Genomic DNA, 21236 nt, shown 5'->3' on the forward strand with positions numbered 1-21236 from the left:
CGGGTTCAACAACAAAAATTCAGTAAAAAACTCAGATATTTATTGGCAAATTACATAAAAATTATAGCGGCTGCATGTCTTTTTTATTTTTTCTACATTCAGCCAAATCGCGCTTGTTAGGACATTACTACAACGCCAATTTACATTATAAAACTCGCTACTAAAGGATTTTTTTACCTTTTTTTCTACTCAGTAAATTTCTTAATTATAATTCCGCTACTTATTAACAGCCATGGAATTTTAGCTATATTCTCGATTTTTCATATTGAGTTAACTATCTATACTTTTTTATTAAGATATAAATTATATCAATATGAGAATTTACACTTTCTTAGCGGAAGTAGCTTTATGCTTGATATTGTGGAGACTAATAAATTAGAGGTTAAAGTTATGACAATCAGTCAACAAGTAAATAAAAATATAACTAAAGAAGAATATTTTAACAATAAGCATATCATAGAAGTTAAAGATTTAAATATCAAAGTAGAGGTTCATTCTCATGATTTAAGAACAAGTAAAGTTGCTCACATTGAAAGTGAGATAAGAGAAACAGCTACTAATTTTAAAGATGCATTTAAGCTGGAGCCTGGTAGCTCAGAACAAACATTCAAAATTTATGTGTTTGATGATAAGGCTGATTACACTCACCTTGGTGGAAGCGAACGTTTTGGTTCTTACCTTGGAGATGAAGGTGGTAAATGTTACTACAAAGGAGAAGCTGATATTTTTGCTGAGATGTATGTCTATCAGCAAGGTGGCGTTCATAACCTTCAGCATGAATTTGCACATGGTTTAACTTACTTGGCTACAGGAGGAAAATCTCTACCTACAGTATTAATGGAGGGAATTGCAGATTACTTTGAACATCATTCAGATCACAAGTTCAATGCTCAAGGGTCAAGCATTGATAAAACTGAAGCCGCAAATTTGGATCTAGGTGGAATTTTAAATTTACAATACTCAGCCAATGGTGAAGAAAACAGTTTAGTGTATAAAACTGGTCATGCGTTGATAATGTACTTACAGGAAAAAGATCCTAGTTTATTAAGAGACTACCTAGATGCTTTACGTCAAGGTAACTCAGATGAATCAAAAAGTTTCTTGAAAGACATAAAAGGACATGATGCTGACTTCAAAAGTTGGCTTGCTGAGAATGATACAGAAACTGCAATGGAACATCTCAACGCTTTGCAAGTTACAAAAGGAGATTTTATAGCAACTGGTCAAGAAATAGTGGGTGGAGAAATTAAAGATGTATCGTATTATAAAGCAAATATAGAAAAAATAGATGGAGAAAACGTTGGAAGTTTCTCTGCTGTAGAGCATGTGTCATTTTACGATTATGCTCGTGCTGTTAATAGGGCAACAAATGATACCCTCGATATATCAAAGGAATATCATTTCTTAAAGGCAGTAAAAACTACTGATGGGCAGGTTAAGCTGACTTACTCTGATCAACAAGGTAATGAATATCAAAACAGTCAAGAGTATAAAATGCAAGCTTTGAGGATATTATCAAAATATGGTGAAGATCTTAGAAAATCTTACTATGATGGGAAAGAAGACTTAGATAAGCAGAAGGATATAAAATATAATGATGTGTTGAAAAGCCTTCGTGAACAGGAAGAAACACAGCGTCATGATGCATACGAGCAATACAAAAGAGGAGAGATCTCTTATGAGAAATTTGTAGAAAAATGCAATTCAGCCAGCACTAATTATCATAATGAAGATAAGAGATTATATAATGCTACACAGGACAAATATACACAACTGAAAGATGATTTGCTTGATAAAACCATAAACGCTGGCTTGAAACAAGTAAAAGAAACTCAGAACATTGACGTAGAAAAGATGTTAGAAGAGATGGTTAATATCGATCCAAACCTAATCAGAGGTGCTCATATTAATCTACAAGAAGGTAAAGTTTTCTCTATCAAAGCTCTTGGTCACGGAGATATGGGTGCACTATCTATATATGATGGGAATACAAAGCTTGGAGAGTTGTCGAGCGAATCGGGCTTTTTTAAGCAAGTTGAAGGTCAAACTAAAGAAACTTTTGTTTTTGAGGACATATTGCACAACTTGAATACTCAATATGACGGTGGTGCTTATATGGCTATTACAAAAGAAAATGGTCATTATAAAGCTTCTCTAATAGATGGCAGAACAGTTGAACGTGATGAATACTTTGATGAAGCACATTTACATGAAAATGAATTGTTGCATCCTAGCACTGGACACATTCAAAAAGATTTAGATTCTCTACTTCTTAGAGGGACCAAAATTCTAAATCATCAGGATTCAAAGCATGCTCAATATTCTGATGAGCAAAGAGAAAGCGGCGTAATCGTAGAAAAAGGAACATTATTGGATGATAAAGGGACTGATAGAACAGACGACGATGTATACGAAGCGATTGTAAAGCAAGAAGGCGAAAATCTACATGCATTCAAAAATATGGGCTTCTATATCACTGAAGAGATGAAAAATGAAAGAGGTGAAGTTATAAATGAAAGTAACTTGTTCATTCATGATCATGGAAAAAACGTAAGGTTTCAATTGCCAGGCAATGTTACTCACCTAAAATTGGTGGAAAAAGATGGACAATATAAATTAGCACCATCTGATTCTGAAGGAAGAGAATACAGTAGCATACCAGACGAATACAAATATATTGACCCAGTATTTGCACATGAATATGAAAAGAGAGATTATTCTCATAAACATATAAATGTGGGCCTTATAAACTTAGAAAAATATGCCCCTGGTAAACTTTTTACCATTAAACATGATCCAAATGATTATCAGATACAAAGAAACTCGAGTGGTGAAATAGTGAGAATCAACAATCAAAGATATTTCACTAAAGTAAAACTATTTGATGGTGATACTGATGAAGAAATAGGAATGTTATCTAATAACTTCCATAACTTCAAAGGGCAAATATTCTTTTCTGCTGATTATAACTACAGCTATAATGATTTCCTCGCATCTGTTTCTCCTCAAGTTGAAATTGAGAATATGGGAAATGGAAGCAAAAAAATAACTTTTGATCAAGGCAGTGGCGATATCGGCGATACTAACAGAGGCTACACGGACTATCAGAGAATATTCACAAAAGAGAAACAAACCGAAAGTCCAAAAGGGCAAGTAAGTGAAACTAAAACAGAAGTTCATAGTACTACTAATGTTGTTGCTGAAGAGAGAACTGTATCAAACGACAATAGTGAAATACAGTCTGATCAACCACAAATTCCAACAAGGGCAAAAAGGTCAGCTTCAGTGGAGGAGAAAGAGCAGGTAGTGTTGAAAGACACAATCTTGAAAATAGAAAAGAGCTATGATAGAGATGTAGAAGGAAAGCATAAGGCAAATGTAATCATAGATTATAATGATGTGAAAGCCTTGTATAATAGAGCAGAAGGAGCAGATAAGCAATCTGTGTTAGATTTTTGGAACAAACTGCATACATCGGATTATAAGATTGGTGCTTTGCCGGAAGACAAGTATTACTTTAAAGATGGCAAATTTCTAATTCACGATAGTGACACGAAAAAGCTTATAGTGTTACCTGAAGATAAGGTATCCATCAAAATAATGAAGGATGGTGATAGTTATAGTTTGGCTATATCAAATGGTAATGGCAAAGTAATAAGCAGCATTAGTAAAATAGATAATCCAAATTACGAATTGCTATCAGATTCAAGTCACTTCAGCTTAGAAACGCAAGATAACATTGAGTTATTAGATCAACATCATGAATATAATCTCTATCTAGAGAATGGTTTTGTGAAAATGTTCGACTGCGCAAGCGATCACGTTTATCACGATCATAACTCAGCCTATATCTAATATACAAGGAGGGCCCTGCCCTCTTTTTGTTATTCCAATGCCCAGACACTGGCATCCAGTTAAATTTGCTAGTATAAAAGTAATCAACGTTTCTTATGATGGAAAAATGGATTCCAGTGTCAAGCACTGGAATAACACCAAAGGGGCTACTAGGATGACATCGTCTGCTACATACTTAGATCACAAGAGAAGAATTCTGAAGCGAAAAGCTTCAAGGAAATCTTATGCAAAATCTAGTATTTACGGAATTTATATTATTTTCATGCACATTATGGTTTTTATAATTAACGGAAAGTGATATGGCTAGTTTAACTTTTAAAGACAACTCTGGAGCAAATGTACCATCCCCTAACATTAAAAGCATAATTTATGAAGATGCTGCACAGAATAAGTATACCTTTGGTGTAGACAATGCTACTAATGTTTTCAACACTTTTAAGTATGAACCTAATGGTGCTGCTGAAATAGATTACAGTGCTACAGCAACAAACTTCATGACTGGAGGTGCAATTGCTACATTATTAGGTATTGGAACTAACGTAGATGAAATAAAAACTAAGACTGATACTATTCCAGCTGACTTAACAGCTAAAGTAACTGCTATAGAAACTGCTACAAATGCAGCTAATTTAGGAAATAAGGTTACTGCAATACAAACTAAAACTGATAAGATTACAGATACCTTAGGAGCTGATGTCACTGCTATAAAGGCTAAGACTGTATTTATTCCAGATACCTTTACTGCTGATGTTGCTGCTATAAAAGATGCTACAAATGCTGCTAATTTAGGAGACAAGGTTACTGCAATACAAACTAAGACTGATACTATTCCAGCTGACTTAACAGCTAAAGTAACTTCTATAGAAACTGCTACAAATGCTGCTAATTTAGGAGACAAGGTTACTGCAATACAAACTAAGACTGATAAGATTACAGATACCTTAGGAGCTGATGTCATTGCTATAAAGGCTAAAACTGATACTATTCCAGCTGACTTAACAGCTAAAGTAACTTCTATAGAAACTGCTACAAATGCTGCTAATTTAGGAGACAAGGTTACTGCAATACAAACTAAGACTGATAAGATTACAGATACCTTAGGAGCTGATGTCACTGCTATAAAGGCTAAAACTGATACTATTCCAGCTGACTTAACAGCTAAAGTCACTGCTATAGAAACTGCTACAAATGCTGCTAATTTAGGAGACAAGGTTACTGCAATACAAACTAAGACTGATAAGATTACAGATACCTTAGGAGCTGATGTCATTGCTATAAAGGCTAAAACTGATAAGATGCCTGACGATCTAGGAACTGAGTTAGGTAAGTTAGCAAAATCTGCTGAACTAGCTCCTTTAGTTAAAACTGCTGAATTAGATCCTTTGGCTAAAACCGCTGAACTAGCTCCTTTAGCTAAAACTGCTGATGTTACTGCAATAAGGGCTAAGACTGATAAGATTCCTGACGATTTAGGAACTGAGTTAGGTAAGTTAGCAAAATCTGCTGAACTAGCTCCTTTAGTTAAAACTGCTGAATTAGATCCTTTGGCTAAAACCGCTGAACTAGCTCCTTTAGCTAAAACTGCTGATGTTACTGCAATAAGGGCTAAGACTGATAAGATTCCTGACGATTTAGGAGCTGAATTAGGTAAGTTAGCAAAATCTGCTGAACTAGCTCCTTTAGTTAAAACTGCTGAATTAGATCCTTTGGCTAAAACTGCTGATGTTGCTGCTATAAAGGCTAAGACTGATAAGATCACAGATACCTTAGGAGCTGATGTCATTGCTATAAAGGCTAAAACTGATACTATTCCAGCTGACTTAACAGCTAAAGTAACTTCTATAGAAACTGCTACAAATGCTGCTAATTTAGGAGACAAGGTTACTGCAATACAAACTAAGACTGATAAGATCACAGATACCTTTACTGCTGATGTTGCTGCTATAAAAGATGCTACAAGTGCTGCTAATTTAGGAAATAAGGTTACTGCAATACAAACTAAGACTGATAAGATGCCTGCTGACTTAAACGCTGAGTTAATTAAGTTAACTACAATAGGAAATGCTATAAATGGTAATGGTCACGTCACTGAAGCTGCTAAAGCTGTACTAGAGAGCAGTTTCAAGCAAGCTATCACGGATGCTGGGCAAGAAGGTAGTGAATGGCTTAGAAATGAGATAAAAGAGATAGTGTCACAGCCATCCTTCGAGATTCCAACAGATTCAAGTTCACCTCTTTCTTGGGATTGGTAATGTAAGTGCCAGTAGATGATATCTCGCTATGTCATTTACTGTTGTCATTACAGCATGTGATACACAGCTGTACGAACATTATTCTGTAGGAAGATGTCATGCCAGTGCCCAGACACTGGCATCCATTTTCCCATCATCATAAGAAACGTTATATTTTAACATTACTTTTATACTCGCAAATTTAACTGGATCCCAGTGTCACGCACTGGGATAACATCTTCCAGCTGTGCATGTGAAGCTAAAATGGCATTCTTTTTTCTAGATTCCAACGGTCTTGATAACAGGCAAGAAGTATATTTTTCATTGCAACTAATTTCCAGCGATTTTTGTTTTAATGTAAATGGAATATAGTCCTATTGCTGCTGCGTTTGAAACATTTAGACTGTTAATTACGTTTGACATTGGGATTTTTAAAAGATAATCACAATTTTCTTTAACTAGTCTCCGCATTCCTTTCTCTTCAGAACCAAAAACAATTACTCTTTTTTGCCCAAAATTCTTTATTTCATCTATATTTTCCTTTGCATTGCAATCAAACCCATAACACCAGTAGCCTATCTTTTTTAAAGACTCCATCGTCTTTACTATGTTTGTAACGTATATTAGAGGGACAATATCCAGTGCTCCACTTGCTGCTTTTGCGATAGATGCATTTTCGCCCGGCGAATGGTGATGTGGTAAAACCAATGCATCAATGTTGAAACAAGCTGAGGTTCTTAAAATCGAACCTATATTGTGTGTATCAGTAATTTGATCTAAAATGACTATAGTAGAGTTTTCACCTGATCTTTCAGCTATTTCTTCAATATTTAAGCTGTGAAAAATAGGAGTAACTTTTAAAGCAATTCCTTGGTGATTTACACCTTTGGGTAAAACATCATTGAACATTTTGTTCTCTACCAGTCGAGCTTTAATGCCCTTACTATCTGCACATTGTTTAATTTCTTTCTCAAATTCTCTGTAGAAATTTTCTGTTACTAACAGTTCTATACACCGCCTATTTTTGTTTCTTAATGCTGAAATACAAGTGTGCTTTCCATATATCCAACAGTTTTCATTAGCTTTTGATGATTTCATCTCATTATTAAAAATCAGATTTTTATAGAGTAAGCAATATTTTACTGTGTTTATATATTGTTGTAAAATTATGCAGTTCAATTAATGAATTTATGTCAGATGATGAGTTAGATTGGCAAAAAAATGTTAAGCCAATAGAATGTGGAAAAGTTACTTTGAAAGTTGATCACAAAGTAAATATAAAATCTATGATTGATAAAGGTATCTCTGGCTTACAAGAAAATTTTCTTAATACTGATAATGGTGATTCATCATTTTGTCTTGACTACAATACAAAATTAAAGATCGATAGGGGCAAATATTTTATAAGCGATAAACTCGATTTGCATGGCTATAGTATAGATGATGCTTATTGTAAATTGATAGATTTTATTATCAAAAATTATCAAGCAAGGAATAGGTGCTTATTGGTAATTACGGGGCATGGTAATAGTACAGATAAAATAGACACTATAAAGAATAGCTTAAATAAGTGGTTGAATGATACAAAAGTTCGAAATATGATCTTATACTATCAGCAAGCCATAAAAAAACATGGTGGCAAAGGAGCTTTTTATGTCTTATTAAGAAGAAATAAAGGTTAATTTTAGAGTACCTATTTAGGAGTACCTTTCTTAGAATTCACGTGTTGAAGAATGATTTCTGCTAAACCTTTACTAATTCCAGGTACGTTTTGAATTTCAGCTAGAGAAGCTTTGCTTATATTTTCTACAGAACCAAAATGAGACATGAGTGCCTTCTTTCTTTTACTGCCAACACCGGATATTTCACTTAATTGTGAAGCAAAAAACTGTTTATCGCGTTTTTTTCTATGCGAAGTTATCGCAAAACGGTGAGCTTCATTACGCAGCAATTGTAAATAAAGCATGACCTTACTGTCACTTGCTAGAGTAAATTCTTCTCTGTCCGGCACATAAAATCTTTCATTTCCTGCATTACGATCATGACCTTTCGCCATACAAGCAAAAGGAACTTTTATATTCAATATTTCCAATACATTCTGCACTATGGAAACATGTCCTGGACCGCCATCAATCAGTAAAAAATCAGGGATTATATCTTTTATATTGCCAGAGAAACGTCTAGTCAGCACTTCTCTCATCATTTTATAGTCATCACCTGAAATTTCTTCTTTTATAGTAAATTTTTTGTATTCACTTTTTAAAAAACCTTCCTGCCCTGCAACAATCATCACACCAACTTGTTGATTTCCAGATATATGGCTATTATCATAAACCTCGATACGCTTTGGAATATTTGGTAACAAGAAAATCTTCCTAAGCTCTTCGAGCTTTTCTAGGTTATTTCTATAATCAGTAAGCTTCTGCTCTAGGCTATGCTTAGAATTATTGTAAATAAAATTCAACAAATCACGCTCTTTACTATTTTTCGCATACAAAACTTTTATTGATTTTTGAGTAAGAGCATAAAGTGCTTGTTCTATAATTTCCTTATCCTTAATAAAATCGGGAACGTAAATTTGTGCTGGTGGTGTGCTAACTGGATTATACAAATTGACCAAAAAGGTGGATAAAATTTCATTATTTGGATGATCACTACAATTCTCAATGAAGTAAGGAATGCTTCCATAGTTACCTTTATCTCTGAAAGATAGTACACCAATGCATGCTAAGTCTGCCTCACGTACAATGCTGAAGAAATCTGCATCTTCTTCAAAAGAAAAATCCATTGGCTGCATTTGAATTTGCTGAAGAAATTTCAATCGATCTCTATAGACAGCAGCAAGCTCGTAGTTCATCTCCCTACTGCACTTTTCCATTGTAGAAAATAGCTGTCTTTGCACTTCTTTATTCCTTCCTAGCAGAGTATCTTGTGCTTGTTTTACTGATTTGCAGTAATCATCTTTTGTAATTTTATCTACGCATGGTGCTGAACAGCGCTTAACTTGATACTCAAGACATGGTCTTTTTGTTGAAGAGAAATATTGATCTGAACATACTCTTAAGAGAAAAGCTTTTTGCAATGATAATATAGTGTTCTTAACAGCAGCAGCAGATGGAAAAGGGCCGTAGTAATGAAACTCATTCTTCTTAAACTTACCTCTATATTTCGCTATTCTTGGATAATCATGCTTAGAAATTGTTATATAAGGATAAGATTTTCCATCCCTAAGCAAAATATTATAAGATGGTTTTAACGATTTTATTAACTGTGCTTCAAGAAGCAATGCTTCGATTTCATTCTCAGTGATGAATATTTCAACCTTAATAACCTGTGAGATCATTACTCTGATTCGTTCAGAAAGGTTTTCGAATTGAAGGTAGTCGGATAATCTCGACTTCAAGTTTTTTGCTTTACCAATGTATAAAACCTTACTCTTATCTCCAATCATCTTATAAACGCCACAGGATTGTGGAGATGATTTGATTTGTTCCTTATATTGCCTGAGCATTTATCAATTGTTTAACCTGTATAAGGTTAAACTCTGCTACTAAATGAAAGGTAGAAACAACATTTGCAAGCAAAGATAACCTGTTTATTCTAAGCTCATTAGAATCACAGTTAATCTTTACACTGTCCATAAATTGATTGATAAACGGAGCAAAACGAGCAAGTTCATCAAGCGCTGTATTAAAGTCGTTATTTTCTATCGCTTGTTTGATGTTTTTACAAGCAGCTATAGCACAATTTGATAGCGCAATCTCCTCATCTTCAATCAAAAACTTCTTACTGTAAGATGCATTATAAGTAGTGCCATCACTTTTTCTCACTTTGCTCATCATGTTACTGGCTCTTTTATAAGTGCTTAGAACCTGTTCACCTTCTTTTGTACTAAGATAACGATCCAATATCACAGTTTGCTTTTCCGCTTTCAGCAGATCATTAATATCGACTTTATATAGTATTGAATCTACAACATCTTGCCTTATATTTCTATTTTTTAAAATAATCTTGAACCTTTCTAAGCAGAATTTAAATACTAGTTCTAAAATTTGTTTTTCACTTGGCTTATCAACTGGAGTTATATTTTTATTCAATAGAAGCCTTGAACATAAAGATACTGACTTATCTATCAGCAATCTAATTGGAATATGCAAATTATTTTCAAGTATTGTTCTAATTATACCAATTGTCATTCTCCGCAAACCAAACTGATCATACGAACCAGAGATTTTCTCACCTGCTGCAATTAAGCCAACCAAACTATCCATTTTGTCTGCAATAGCTACAGCAATCGCAGTAGGAGATTTAGGGCATTCTTGGTCCGATCCAATTGGCTTATAGTGCTCAGTTATAGCTTCCACTACTTCTTTATCCTCTTGAAAATAAGAAGCGTAGTATCCACTCATTACTCCTTGCAATCCCGGAAATTCTTTCACTATCAACGTTGCAAGATCTGCCTTTGCTAAATATGCAGCACGTTCAACTTTAATTAATGAAGCATGTGGAATAAATATCGCTATATACTTTGAAAGAGCGATAATACGCTTCACTTTTTCTTCTACGCTACCGAGCGAAGCATGAAATGAAATAGAGCTCAATTTTTTGACATAGTAATCTAGGTTTTCCTTCTTGTCTTGAGATATCAAAAACTGGGCATCAGCAAGACGTGCTTCTAATATTCTTTCATGGCCTTTGACAACTTCATTGTTGTTAACATTTACAACAGTAACAAAATGTGATATTTTCTGTCCATCACTTAAAGCAAGATACTTTTGCTGCGTATTAATTATACTAAGTATTACTTCCTTCGGTAATTCTGATGATTTTACTTTACCAAATAATACTATTGGCCACTCTATAAGCCCTGCCAATTCATTAAGTAAATAATCATTTTTTTCAAGTTGTAAGTTCTCCTCTTTTGTAAACTTATTAATCTGATCTAGTATAAATTGCTTTCTTTTGTCCAACTGGAGAATGACATTATTTTTTTCTAACAATTCAAAATAGTCTTTGGGTGTTTTAACAGTAAGTACTGCATCACCTGAAAGAAACCTATGACCATACGTCACGTTGCATGCTGTAACCCCTGCAAAAGATATAGGTATTATTTCGTCATTTAAAATACATAGAATATTTTTAATTGGCCTAACCCATCTCTCTTTTCTTTCACTCCATCTCATACTCTTTGGCCAAGAAAAGTTTTTTAGCATTTCCTCCAGTTGATTTTTGAGAAACCCGTTGATGTTAAATAAGCAGCTTTCTCTCTTAATGAAGTAAAAATCTTCATCATTTACTTTGTGAATGAGTAAATCTTCTTCACCTTTCCGATTTTTTCTCAAAAAACCTTCGATAGCACTTTTCGGTGCATTAACTCTTGGTCCTTTAATCTCATTGTTAGAATCTTTTAGCTCCAAAGCACTTATGCCATCAATAAAAAGAGCAATGCGACGTGCAGTCACATAAACTTCTATAGATGCAAATTTCACATTATTTTTACTAAAAGCATTAGTGATATAGCTCTTAACCTGAGCTGCAGATGAATTCTGCATTCTTGATGGAATTTCTTCTGAAAGACATTCAAACAATAATTGTGACAACATATTCTACTTTGCTCTATATAATTCACAGCATTTTTTTGTTAACTCTCTCACTCTACCAATATAGGCTGTACGTTCATTCACACCAAGCACACCTCTTGCATCAAGTAGATTAAGTAGATGGCTCGTTTTAATACATTGGTCATAAGCTGCTATCGGCAATTCTTTTTCAACAAGGAATTTACACAGTTTTTCTGTATCCTCAAACTGCTGTTGTACTACTTTAGTATCATAATAATCAAGTGCCAGGTAAGAAAACTCTCGCTCTCTTTGTTTAAAAATATCTCCATAAGTTGCACCGCTACCGTTCCACATTATGTCGTAAACATTATCTACACCCTGTATGCACATTGCTAAACGCTCTAACCCATATGCTACTTCACCAGGAATTATTCTGCAGTCAATACCTCCCACTTGCTGTATATAAGTAAGTTGTGTTACTTCCATTCCGTTGCATGTAACCTCCCAACCAAGACCGGATGCACCAACACTTGGGTTTTCCCAATCATCTTCAATAAACTTAATATCATATTCTTTTGTCGATACACCAAGAGCTTTTAAGCTATTTAAGTAAATATCTTGCAAATTGCTGCCAGATGGTTTTATTATAACTTGGTATTGATGATGCTGATATAAACGATTAGGGTTGTCGCCATAGCGTCCGTCTGCAGGTCTGATTACTGGTTGTAGATACGCAATTTTTGTTGATTTTTCGTCAATCGCTGACATGATTGTTGCGGGATGTAGTGTTCCAGCCCCAACTTCAGACGTATATGGATGAAGTATAGTACACCCTTCATCTGCCCAAAAATCTTGTAATCCCTTTATTATATCCTGTAGATTCACGCAAACTGTATATCTTTTAAACTGAATACATAAGCAAATAAGTACTATTCTATACTTATTTTTTTAATAGTGCCATGAAAATAGTCACTCAAGGCTATTGAACTTTCTTTTACATACTCAAATATGCTTTTATTTAAAACAATCGCATCATGCATAGTCAGATCGCAGAATATAAATGCAGTCAAGTACAATAAAATCACTGCATAAAACACATGAAAAATCCCTTCAAATGTGATTGATATTGCATTGTTATAACTAAGCTGTATCGTACTTATCGGCCATGGTTTTATTACTTCTACAATATTAAAAAATAAATAAGGTATTATAAAGAAAAAGAACAAATGCATAAGATCATTAAACCAAAATGGACATTGAAGTATTGCTTTACATATACTTAGATAGAATTTACTTACAATATAATAAATTGACATTATTGCCGGCATCGAAAGCGCAACAGTCATCACCTGTCCTGATGCTATTTGTATTACTATATTCTCATCACTGCTGGCTGAAGGATCTTGAGTATGAAAAATAGATATGCCAACTAATTGCAGCACTAACATAACTATTGCTAGCTTGGTAAAAATAGCAGCTACAACTATGCCTGAATTCGGCATTTTATATAGTATAAAATCACCTCCGTATGTAAGCATTAATATAATGTCGGTAATAAATAATATTAGAAAAGAAGACCAATAATGCTGCCAACCCGGTAAATATCCTACTCCTAAAAAAGAGCTTACTATTTTGGCAGGAAAAACCTTGCCTAGCACCTTACCCAAAAATTGAAAAAAAATCCCCATGTCCTAACTAACACTTGACTTATATTTTTCACAATACTGAATTGTAATGGACTTATCAATACACTTCTTGCATAGAAAAAAGGCAAATAGTTAAAAACGATCTAAATTTACCAATAACCGTTATCCCTTCTTTCTTCATATTAGTGCCTCTATCCCAGTGCTCCTTTTCCTGTCATTCAAGTAGCCCTCTGTGGTGTCATTCCAGTGCCCAGACACTGGTTCTTTTTTTCTAGATTCCAGTGTCAAGCAGTGGAATGATATCCTGAAATTTTAGCTATAAATATTAAAAAATTTACCAAATAAAAAAAAGGCAAAAAATCCCCGTGTAACGAGTTTTGACCCTATAATAATTTAAATTGGCATTGTAATAATGTGCTAACAAGCGCGATTTGGCTGAATGTAGAAAAAATAAAAAAAGCCGCTATAATTTTATGTAATTTGCCAATAAATACCTGAGTTTTTTACTGAATTTTTGTTGTTAAATCTGCAGAGATTAAAAACAAGGATAAATACTCTTATTGATATGATAAGGAAAGTGGGAAGGTTTGTCAAGTCACTTCGGCCAGCTACCTACTTAGATGTTCCACACTGCTAAGTAGATACCAAATTTTTTGCAACATCAAGTGCAGCATAGGTAAATATTGCACTTGCACCTGCACGTTTAAAACCAATTAAGGACTCATAAATCACTCTGTTATAATCCAGCCAGCCATTATTTGCTGCAGCTTTTATCATTGCGTATTCACCGCTTACTTGGTAAGCAAAAATCGGAAAATTAAACTTTTCACTTGCTGTTTTTATTACATCTAAGTATGGCATACCCGGCTTTATCATAATAAAATCTGCACCTTCATCTATATCCATTTCGATTTCGCAGATTGCTTCACGTGCATTTCTATAATCCATTTGATAACCACTTTTGTCGATGAAATTTGATGATGCGCACGAACCGACAACTTGCCTGAACGGCGCATAGAAGCTAGAACAGTACTTTACTGCATAGGACAATATTGACACATTCTGAAAGTTATTATCATCCAATGTTTTTCTTATTTTTCCTATCCTGCCATCCATCATATCAGAAGGAGCAACTATATCGCATCCTGCTTTTGCTAAAACAAGTGCTTGCTTACATAATGCTGACACAGTCTCGTCATTTTCTACATCTATCCTACTGCTTTTTAAAATGCCATCATGACCGTGAGTAGTGTATGGGTCTAGTGCAATGTCTGCAATAATGCCAATATCCGGTACATTTGATTTTACAGCACAAATTGCTTTACAGATTAAATTGTCAGGATTGTACGCTTCCTCGGCGTTTTCAGATTTTAGTTTACTATCAACTACAGGAAAAATTGCAACAGCATTAATCCCCGAGTCCTTAGCTTTCTGAATTATAGAAATTAATCCATCTATTGAATAACATTTGATATCAGGTAAGCCAGAAATTGGCTCAATTGTTTCTTCTCCGTCATGAACAAATAAGGGAAAAATCAAATCATTTACTGATAAAGTGCTTTCACTTGTTAAATTGCGAATCCACTTGCCTGAGCGCCTACGCCTTAACCTTGTATTTGGGAAATTAAACATTGGATCCAGGCAAATTCCCAGTAAAAAGCAACACTCCTGAAATGAGTATTACCCAAAGTACCGATATTGGCAAAAATACTTTCCAACCAAGACGCATTAATTGATCATAACGATAACGAGGTATTGTAGCTCTAATCCAAACAAATATAAACAAAAGTACAACTATCTTCAAAACAAACCAGATTAAACTAGGAATTTTATACAGCAAACTAAGCTCTAATGGAGGATACCACCCTCCTAGAAAGAATATTGTCATCATAGCGCTTGCTAAAATCATATTTGCATATTCTCCCAAGAAAAAGAGAGCAAAAGGCATTGATGAATACTCGACGTTATACCCAGAGACGAGCTCTGCTTCAGCTTCTGGTAAGTCAAATGGGTGACGATTAGTTTCGGCAAGCAAAGAAATAAAAAATATTATTCCTATAGGAATTAGTAATAAATCAATCCAAAATGGCATATTATGTTTCGCTACCACCATCTCTCCAAGATTTAATGTGCCAGTTGTAATAACAACTGTAGCAACTATTAGACCTATTGAAACTTCATATGAAATCATTTGAGCAGCTGACCTTATAGCGCCAAGAAATGCATAATTAGAATTACTAGACCAGCCTGCAATAATAATGCCATATATTCCCAAAGAGGATATAGCTAGCACATAAAGCACTCCAACATTAATATTTGCTATTACCTTAGGGATTATTACCTGCTGTCCATTTTCTGTAATTATTTCAGCTCCAAATGGTATAACTGCCCAGGAAATTAATGCTAAAATAAAGGTGAGCATTGGAGCCATAATAAACAGTATGGTGTTTGCTCTAAATGGTATTATCGGCTCTTTAATTATCAATTTGATAGCATCTGCAAATGGCTGTAGTAGACCAAATGGCCCTACTACACTTGGACCATGCCTTAGTTGAATTGCACCAATAACTTTACGCTCAAAGTACACTAAATATGCTACTGAAAGCAAAAGTGGAATAAGAAGAAAAAGAATATCAAATATCAAGTACATGCAACCCTAAATCAAAAAAATAGTTCATAATTGTGGCAATAAAAAATACAGCAAATGCTCTAGACACAAAAGACAATGTCCATATTGAAATCAATAGGACAACACTTTTCTGTACAGCATTTAGCTTAATAGAATAGTAAAATGATATGCATATGAATGACACTAGTGACATCATAATTAAGATCATTGTAAGAGGCAAATAATTCCCTCTTCCCTCGGTAACTATAATAAATGTTATTGCCATCCATACATATCCTTCCGTAAATAGTGCAATAATATCATTGATAAAATCAACTAGCTTATAAACGAACTGTTTTTCTAATGTATTTTGTTCTTTACACAAAAATATAGAGTTTAATTTTCGTTGAAAATATACCAGAGTTATTAGTAATAATGGTGTTAGAATAAATAAAATATTAAGTAGAGTGTTCATAAAAATCCTTAGTACAATCTGCCATTATTTTTGAAGCGCGACTTATTGAGTCTGTCATATAAAAATTACACTTTTTTAGAGTGAAAGAGATATTACTTAATTTTATTTCATCACAGGTAATTGGTACCCATTTGTTTTTCACCACTTGGTCAGCATCTCTAAACTGTGGACCAATAGTGTATAATTTCTTCCTCACATCAAATAAATTATCGTATAGTAAGGAAAGGCCCAAATATTGGGATAAATTTTTTATAATCAACCAATCTTCCTTTGCTTCACCAGGAGGAAAAACAGCTAAATTTGTTCTCTGTACTCGCCCTTCAGTATTTACATAAGTTGCATATTTTTCTGTGTATGCAGCTCCAGGTAGAATGACATCTGCTATATGCGCTCCCCTATCACCATGGTGGCCTTGATAAATTACAAATGTATTTTCTAATTTTGATGTATCAATTTCATCTGCACCAAGAAGATAAACAACTTCCACCTCGCCACTTTCTGCCTGTTTTAGCATCTGATTAATGTCTTTTCCACCTTTGCTAGGAACAAATCCAATATCGAGTCCACCAACCCTTGCTGCAGCCTTATGCAGTACGTTAAAGCCATTCCAGTTATCTCTGATCATGTTAAATTTTTCTGCAATTTTGCCAGTTAGCGCTAAAATTGATTCAGAATCATCTCTTACTAATGCATCTTGACCGATGATGAGCATCGGATTTGAGGCAACACTCAGCAGCTTGCAAAATTTATGATTTCCTTTTGCTATTTCGTCTAAGATATTTGGGTTATTGCCTAACCTCTCAACATGGTATAAATACTCAACGTTAGGGCCAATGCTTGCAATAGGAAAATTGCCTTGTAAATATCTCTTTCTCAATCTTGCATTAATGATTGGTGCTTCTATCCTTGGATTCGTATTGATTAGCAAGCATAAATCTGCACTTTCTATACCCTGAATAGTGGTATTGAACACATAAGATCCACGATTACTTGATATAAGATTTGCACCATCTTGCCTGCAGTCTATATTCCCCGAACCAAGCTTCTGCATCACTTCTTTGAGTAGAAGCATAGACTCACAATCTGCTAAATCACCTGCAATTGCAGCTATTTTGTTTGATTTCGTACTCTTTAATTTCTTTGCAGCAACAGTTAGTGCTTCATTCCAATCAACTGGGGCTAATTTACCATCTTTTTTTACATAAGGTTGATCAAGACGCTGAACTTTTAGTCCATCATAGGCAAAACGGGTTTTATCTGATATCCATTCTTCGTTCACTTCTTCATTGAGTCTTGGCAATATTCGCATAACTTCAGGACCACGACAATCAACTCTAATATTACTTCCCACAGCATCTAGCACATCTATAGTCTCACAATGTGATAGCTCCCATGGACGCGCTGTAAAGGAGTAAGGCTTTGAAGTTAAAGCCCCTACCGGGCAGAGATCTATGATATTTCCAGATAATTCAGAACTAATATGCCTTTTTATGTAAGTGCTAATCTCTACATTTTCTCCCCTTCCGATTCCTCCAAGTTCATTTGTACCTGCAACATCAGACAAAAATCTAACACATCGAGTACAATGAATGCATCTATTCATTGCAGTTCCAATCAGTGGACCAAAATGTTTTTTTGGCACAGCTCTTTTATGCTCATCAAGTCTGCTGGTTCCTTTCCCATAAGCCATCGTGATATCTTGCAAATCGCATTCACCACCTTGATCGCAAATTGGGCAATCAAGCGGGTGGTTAATTAGCAAAAACTCAAGCACACCTTCACGTGCTTTTTTAACCTTAGGGGTATCAGTGTGAATAACCATCCCTTCTGCAACTGGCATTGCACAAGAGGCTACTGGTTTTGGAGGTCCACCCTCCACTTCAACCAAACACATTCTACAGTTACCAGCAATTGCTAAACGCTCATGATAACAAAAACGTGGAATTTCAACGCCCACAACTTCACAAGCTTGAATTATAGTGAGCCCATGCTCTACTTCACATTCCTTAGAATTAATAGTAACTTTAACCACAACTATTATACAGCTTCCCACTTTATAGGATTGCCGCTCACCTCATCTTCAACCAGATTGCCGTTGTCATATTGAGCAGACATATAATTCATGCGCGAATCACGATCTATATATCTAACAGGTTTTACCGGTTTATCTTTATACATTTTTTGCTCGGCTTTCTTACGCTGAGTAGGGTTATTTTTACTAGCTGTCTTTGCTTTCCCACCTGCTGCCATATAAACTCCTAAAAACTTCTTATTTTATTTTAACACTTAAGTATACACCGTCAATGCTAAATAGCTTTAAAGTTTTAATAGTCCATCATTACAATCATCATTTGAACAAAATACTTTCTCTTGATGCTGCTCAAGTGTGTAACTTTAGAATCCCCAAAAAAGAAAATGTAAGTTACTTTGATGATATCATTTTCTACGTCTTATAAATAGACATTCATGTAGCCGTAAATTAAGCTATAAACTCAATACAAAGATCCTTAATTATTAATCTCATAGTACTTCTCAACCAACTTATTTAGCAACCTTACACCGAAACCTACTGCCCCTCTTGGAGAAATATCAGTGCCTTTTTCGTGCCAAGCAGTGCCTGCAATGTCTAAATGTGCCCAACAAGTGTCGTTTACAAAACGCTGTAGAAACTGTGCAGCCATTATACTATCTCCACCAGAACCTGCAGGAGCTATATTTTGCACATCAGCAATCGGCGAATCAATAATTTTGTTATAAGTTTCATTCATAGGAAAGCGCCATAATTTTTCATTTACTTCATTTCCTGCATCAATCAGATGATTTGCTAATTCATCGTTATTTGAAAAAAGACCAGCATATTCATTATTTCCAAGCGCAACCACTATAGCACCAGTTAAAGTTGCAAGATCAACCATAAATTTAGGTGAGAATCTGTCTTGCGTATACCACAAAGCATCTGCAAGTATGAGCCTTCCTTCTGCATCAGTGTTCAACACTTCTATCGTCTGTCCAGACATCGAAGTTACTACATCACTTGGTCTTTGAGCATTACCGTCCACTGCATTTTCTGCAAGTGCAACTACACCAACTGCATTTACCTTTGCTTTTCGTCCAGCTAGAGTACGCATCACCCCAACCACAGTAGCAGAACCCGCCATGTCATATTTCATTGACTCCATGCCACGCGAAGGCTTGAGTGACACTCCACCAGTATCAAACGTTATGCCTTTACCCATAAAAGCTACAGGCTTTTGTTCCTTGGAAGCTCCATTCCATTTGATCACTACTAATTTTGGCTCTTTACTACTTCCCTGTGCTACCCCAAGCAATGCTCCCATTTTTTTCTCTTCCATCTGTTTCTTACCAAGCACTTCGATTTCAAGGCCAAGCTTAGTAAGCTCGGTTTTTATATAATCAGCATAGGATTCTGGATATAAAACATTAGGTGGTTCAATGGTAAGAGTACGTGCAAGAAATATGCCTTCACCTTCTTGTCTTAAACGCTCAAATGATTTTTCAGCACTACTGAATTGCTCATCTTTCGTTAGCACTGTGATCTCCTCTACTTCTGTAACTTTTTCATCCTTTTTGGTTTTATACTTATCAAATTTAAAACTGCGCAAAAATGCACCGTATGCAACATTTGCTGCATTGCCTTCGATTGAGATTGCCGCTCGCTTGATTCTTAATCTGCTTAGCTCACAATATATTTTACCACCAATATTTAATCCTTTGCTTTCATCCCATTCATCTCTCATTCCAAGACCAGCAACTATAATATTTTTTCCCTCTGATGAAGTAATGGAGAAAAATTCACCAAAACCTCCATTAAAACCACTAAATTTCTTGATGTTATCTATAGCTTGCTTATCTTGTAGAACATTAGTTATAAACTTATCACCCTCAAACAAACCTACCACTAGCGTCTCAAAATCGGGTAAAGCTTTAGAAATTGTTATCTTCATCGTTGACATCTCCGTTGCAAATAATTGTAAGCTGCACATAAAACATAGTAAAAACATTAGTAAGATATTTTTCATATACATTTTAAGTACAATAGCGCTTAAGACTACTATGAACTCCCCTGATATGCAAGGGCTTTATCTTTTATCAGAAAATTTGTTATGCCCACCTAGGGTTATATTAAATGTGTAGGTCTTCATGGCCTGATTGTTATAAGTAAATGGTGCTATCAGAAGGCTTGCAAGTCCACTCTCAATAAGATTACCAAGAAGAAGATCATCACAGTTATCGCAATTATGATCAGCAAAAAACATTTGTGTTGTGAATTCTGGAAAATCTGGATGTTGGACCAAAAAGTTGATGTGTGGAGCCCTATCACCAATTTTACCTGGTACTATTGTAATAAAATTATAATAGCCAAGGTTATTTACTACAAATCTTCCTGATCCAGCAAAATTTGGATCAAGCTCCACATTTTCATCATAATAGCTCATGCCAAGTGAGTCTGCGTGCCATATAGAAACCACAGCATTTTGTATCGGTAAGCAATTTACATCAGTAACTCTACCCACTACATTTATTAATTCTCCTGCTGCATTATTTGGAGAGCCAGGTTTTCTTCTTAAATTATTTGAAGAGTTAAAGCTTTTTGGCCTTGTTTCAAGATCATAAATCCCTGGAGTTTCAATACAATTAAGCAAAATAGGATCAGCTGCAAATAATGACAAATCGAATATAAACTGTACTAAAAACGCTAATAAGATATTTTTTACATTCATTTTGTTTATAGTGCTTTTATCAGAATTATAGCAACCTTTTTCTTTTATTAAAGACAAGACTTTCTTTGAAGCCTCCTTAGAATCACAACTATCCTTTCAGTGTATGAGTTTTAGGTTT

15 protein-coding genes are annotated in these 21236 nt (G+C 34.8%); 3 read left to right on the top strand and 12 right to left on the bottom strand.

The window, feature by feature from the left end:
• Window positions 1-348: 348 nt before the first annotated feature.
• Entirely contained in the window at window positions 349-3855 is a 3507-nt protein-coding gene (locus tag AAGD65_RS05685) for a peptidase M2 (protein WP_264682624.1), read from the top strand.
• A gap of 299 nt (window positions 3856-4154) precedes the next feature.
• Entirely contained in the window at window positions 4155-6107 is a 1953-nt protein-coding gene (locus AAGD65_RS05690; RefSeq protein WP_264682623.1) for a hypothetical protein, read from the top strand.
• A gap of 309 nt (window positions 6108-6416) precedes the next feature.
• On the opposite strand, the gene rlmB is transcribed toward AAGD65_RS05690, so the two are convergent.
• Window positions 6417-7184: a 23S rRNA (guanosine(2251)-2'-O)-methyltransferase RlmB gene (rlmB, locus tag AAGD65_RS05695; RefSeq protein WP_264682622.1), complete on the bottom strand. Its 768-nt coding sequence runs from the start codon at window positions 7182-7184 to the stop codon at window positions 6417-6419.
• A 92-nt stretch (window positions 7185-7276) separates the two neighbouring features.
• Between rlmB and AAGD65_RS05700 the strand changes: the two genes are divergently transcribed.
• Window positions 7277-7768: a Smr/MutS family protein gene (locus AAGD65_RS05700; RefSeq protein ID WP_029237658.1), complete on the top strand. Its 492-nt coding sequence runs from the start codon at window positions 7277-7279 to the stop codon at window positions 7766-7768.
• Between the two features lie 11 nt (window positions 7769-7779).
• Here AAGD65_RS05700 and uvrC read toward each other — a convergent pair whose 3' ends face one another.
• The 11 genes from uvrC to AAGD65_RS05755 form a co-directional block, all read right to left on the bottom strand.
• Window positions 7780-9597 (bottom strand): excinuclease ABC subunit UvrC, encoded by a 1818-nt coding sequence (uvrC, locus tag AAGD65_RS05705; RefSeq protein WP_264682620.1) that lies wholly within the window; start codon window positions 9595-9597, stop codon window positions 7780-7782.
• The gene (gene glyS, locus AAGD65_RS05710; RefSeq protein WP_264682619.1) at window positions 9581-11689 is read right to left on the bottom strand and encodes a glycine--tRNA ligase subunit beta; all 2109 of its coding nucleotides are present in this window, start codon (window positions 11687-11689) and stop codon (window positions 9581-9583) included. The genes uvrC and glyS overlap by 17 nt, the downstream gene beginning before the upstream one ends.
• 3 nt (window positions 11690-11692) lie before the next feature.
• A complete protein-coding gene (locus tag AAGD65_RS05715; RefSeq protein ID WP_264374578.1) occupies window positions 11693-12532 on the bottom strand; it encodes a glycine--tRNA ligase subunit alpha in 840 nt (279 codons plus the stop codon).
• 44 nt (window positions 12533-12576) lie between these two features.
• The gene (locus tag AAGD65_RS05720; protein WP_264682618.1) at window positions 12577-13335 is read right to left on the bottom strand and encodes a phosphatidylglycerophosphatase; all 759 of its coding nucleotides are present in this window, start codon (window positions 13333-13335) and stop codon (window positions 12577-12579) included.
• Window positions 13336-13926: 591 nt separating this feature from the next.
• The gene (gene hemB, locus AAGD65_RS05725) at window positions 13927-14925 is read right to left on the bottom strand and encodes a porphobilinogen synthase (RefSeq protein WP_010404406.1); all 999 of its coding nucleotides are present in this window, start codon (window positions 14923-14925) and stop codon (window positions 13927-13929) included.
• The gene (gene nuoH, locus AAGD65_RS05730) at window positions 14918-15943 is read right to left on the bottom strand and encodes an NADH-quinone oxidoreductase subunit NuoH (RefSeq protein ID WP_264682617.1); all 1026 of its coding nucleotides are present in this window, start codon (window positions 15941-15943) and stop codon (window positions 14918-14920) included. The genes hemB and nuoH overlap by 8 nt, the downstream gene beginning before the upstream one ends.
• Window positions 15927-16376, bottom strand: a complete 450-nt coding sequence (locus tag AAGD65_RS05735) for a hypothetical protein (protein WP_341810914.1) — start codon at window positions 16374-16376, stop codon at window positions 15927-15929. The genes nuoH and AAGD65_RS05735 overlap by 17 nt, the downstream gene beginning before the upstream one ends.
• Window positions 16360-18408 (bottom strand): NADH-quinone oxidoreductase subunit NuoG, encoded by a 2049-nt coding sequence (gene nuoG / locus AAGD65_RS05740; protein WP_264682615.1) that lies wholly within the window; start codon window positions 18406-18408, stop codon window positions 16360-16362. The genes AAGD65_RS05735 and nuoG overlap by 17 nt, the downstream gene beginning before the upstream one ends.
• 5 nt (window positions 18409-18413) lie before the next feature.
• Window positions 18414-18626 (bottom strand): hypothetical protein, encoded by a 213-nt coding sequence (locus AAGD65_RS05745; RefSeq protein WP_006279675.1) that lies wholly within the window; start codon window positions 18624-18626, stop codon window positions 18414-18416.
• A gap of 257 nt (window positions 18627-18883) precedes the next feature.
• Window positions 18884-20341, bottom strand: coding sequence for a leucyl aminopeptidase (locus AAGD65_RS05750; protein ID WP_341810915.1), 1458 nt, complete (start codon window positions 20339-20341; stop codon window positions 18884-18886).
• A gap of 135 nt (window positions 20342-20476) precedes the next feature.
• A complete protein-coding gene (locus AAGD65_RS05755; RefSeq protein ID WP_064085711.1) occupies window positions 20477-21118 on the bottom strand; it encodes a protocatechuate 3,4-dioxygenase in 642 nt (213 codons plus the stop codon).
• Window positions 21119-21236 lie beyond the last annotated feature (118 nt).

Origin of the sequence: Wolbachia endosymbiont (group B) of Chesias legatella (assembly GCF_964026945.1) — a bacterium.
Classification (GTDB): domain Bacteria; phylum Pseudomonadota; class Alphaproteobacteria; order Rickettsiales; family Anaplasmataceae; genus Wolbachia.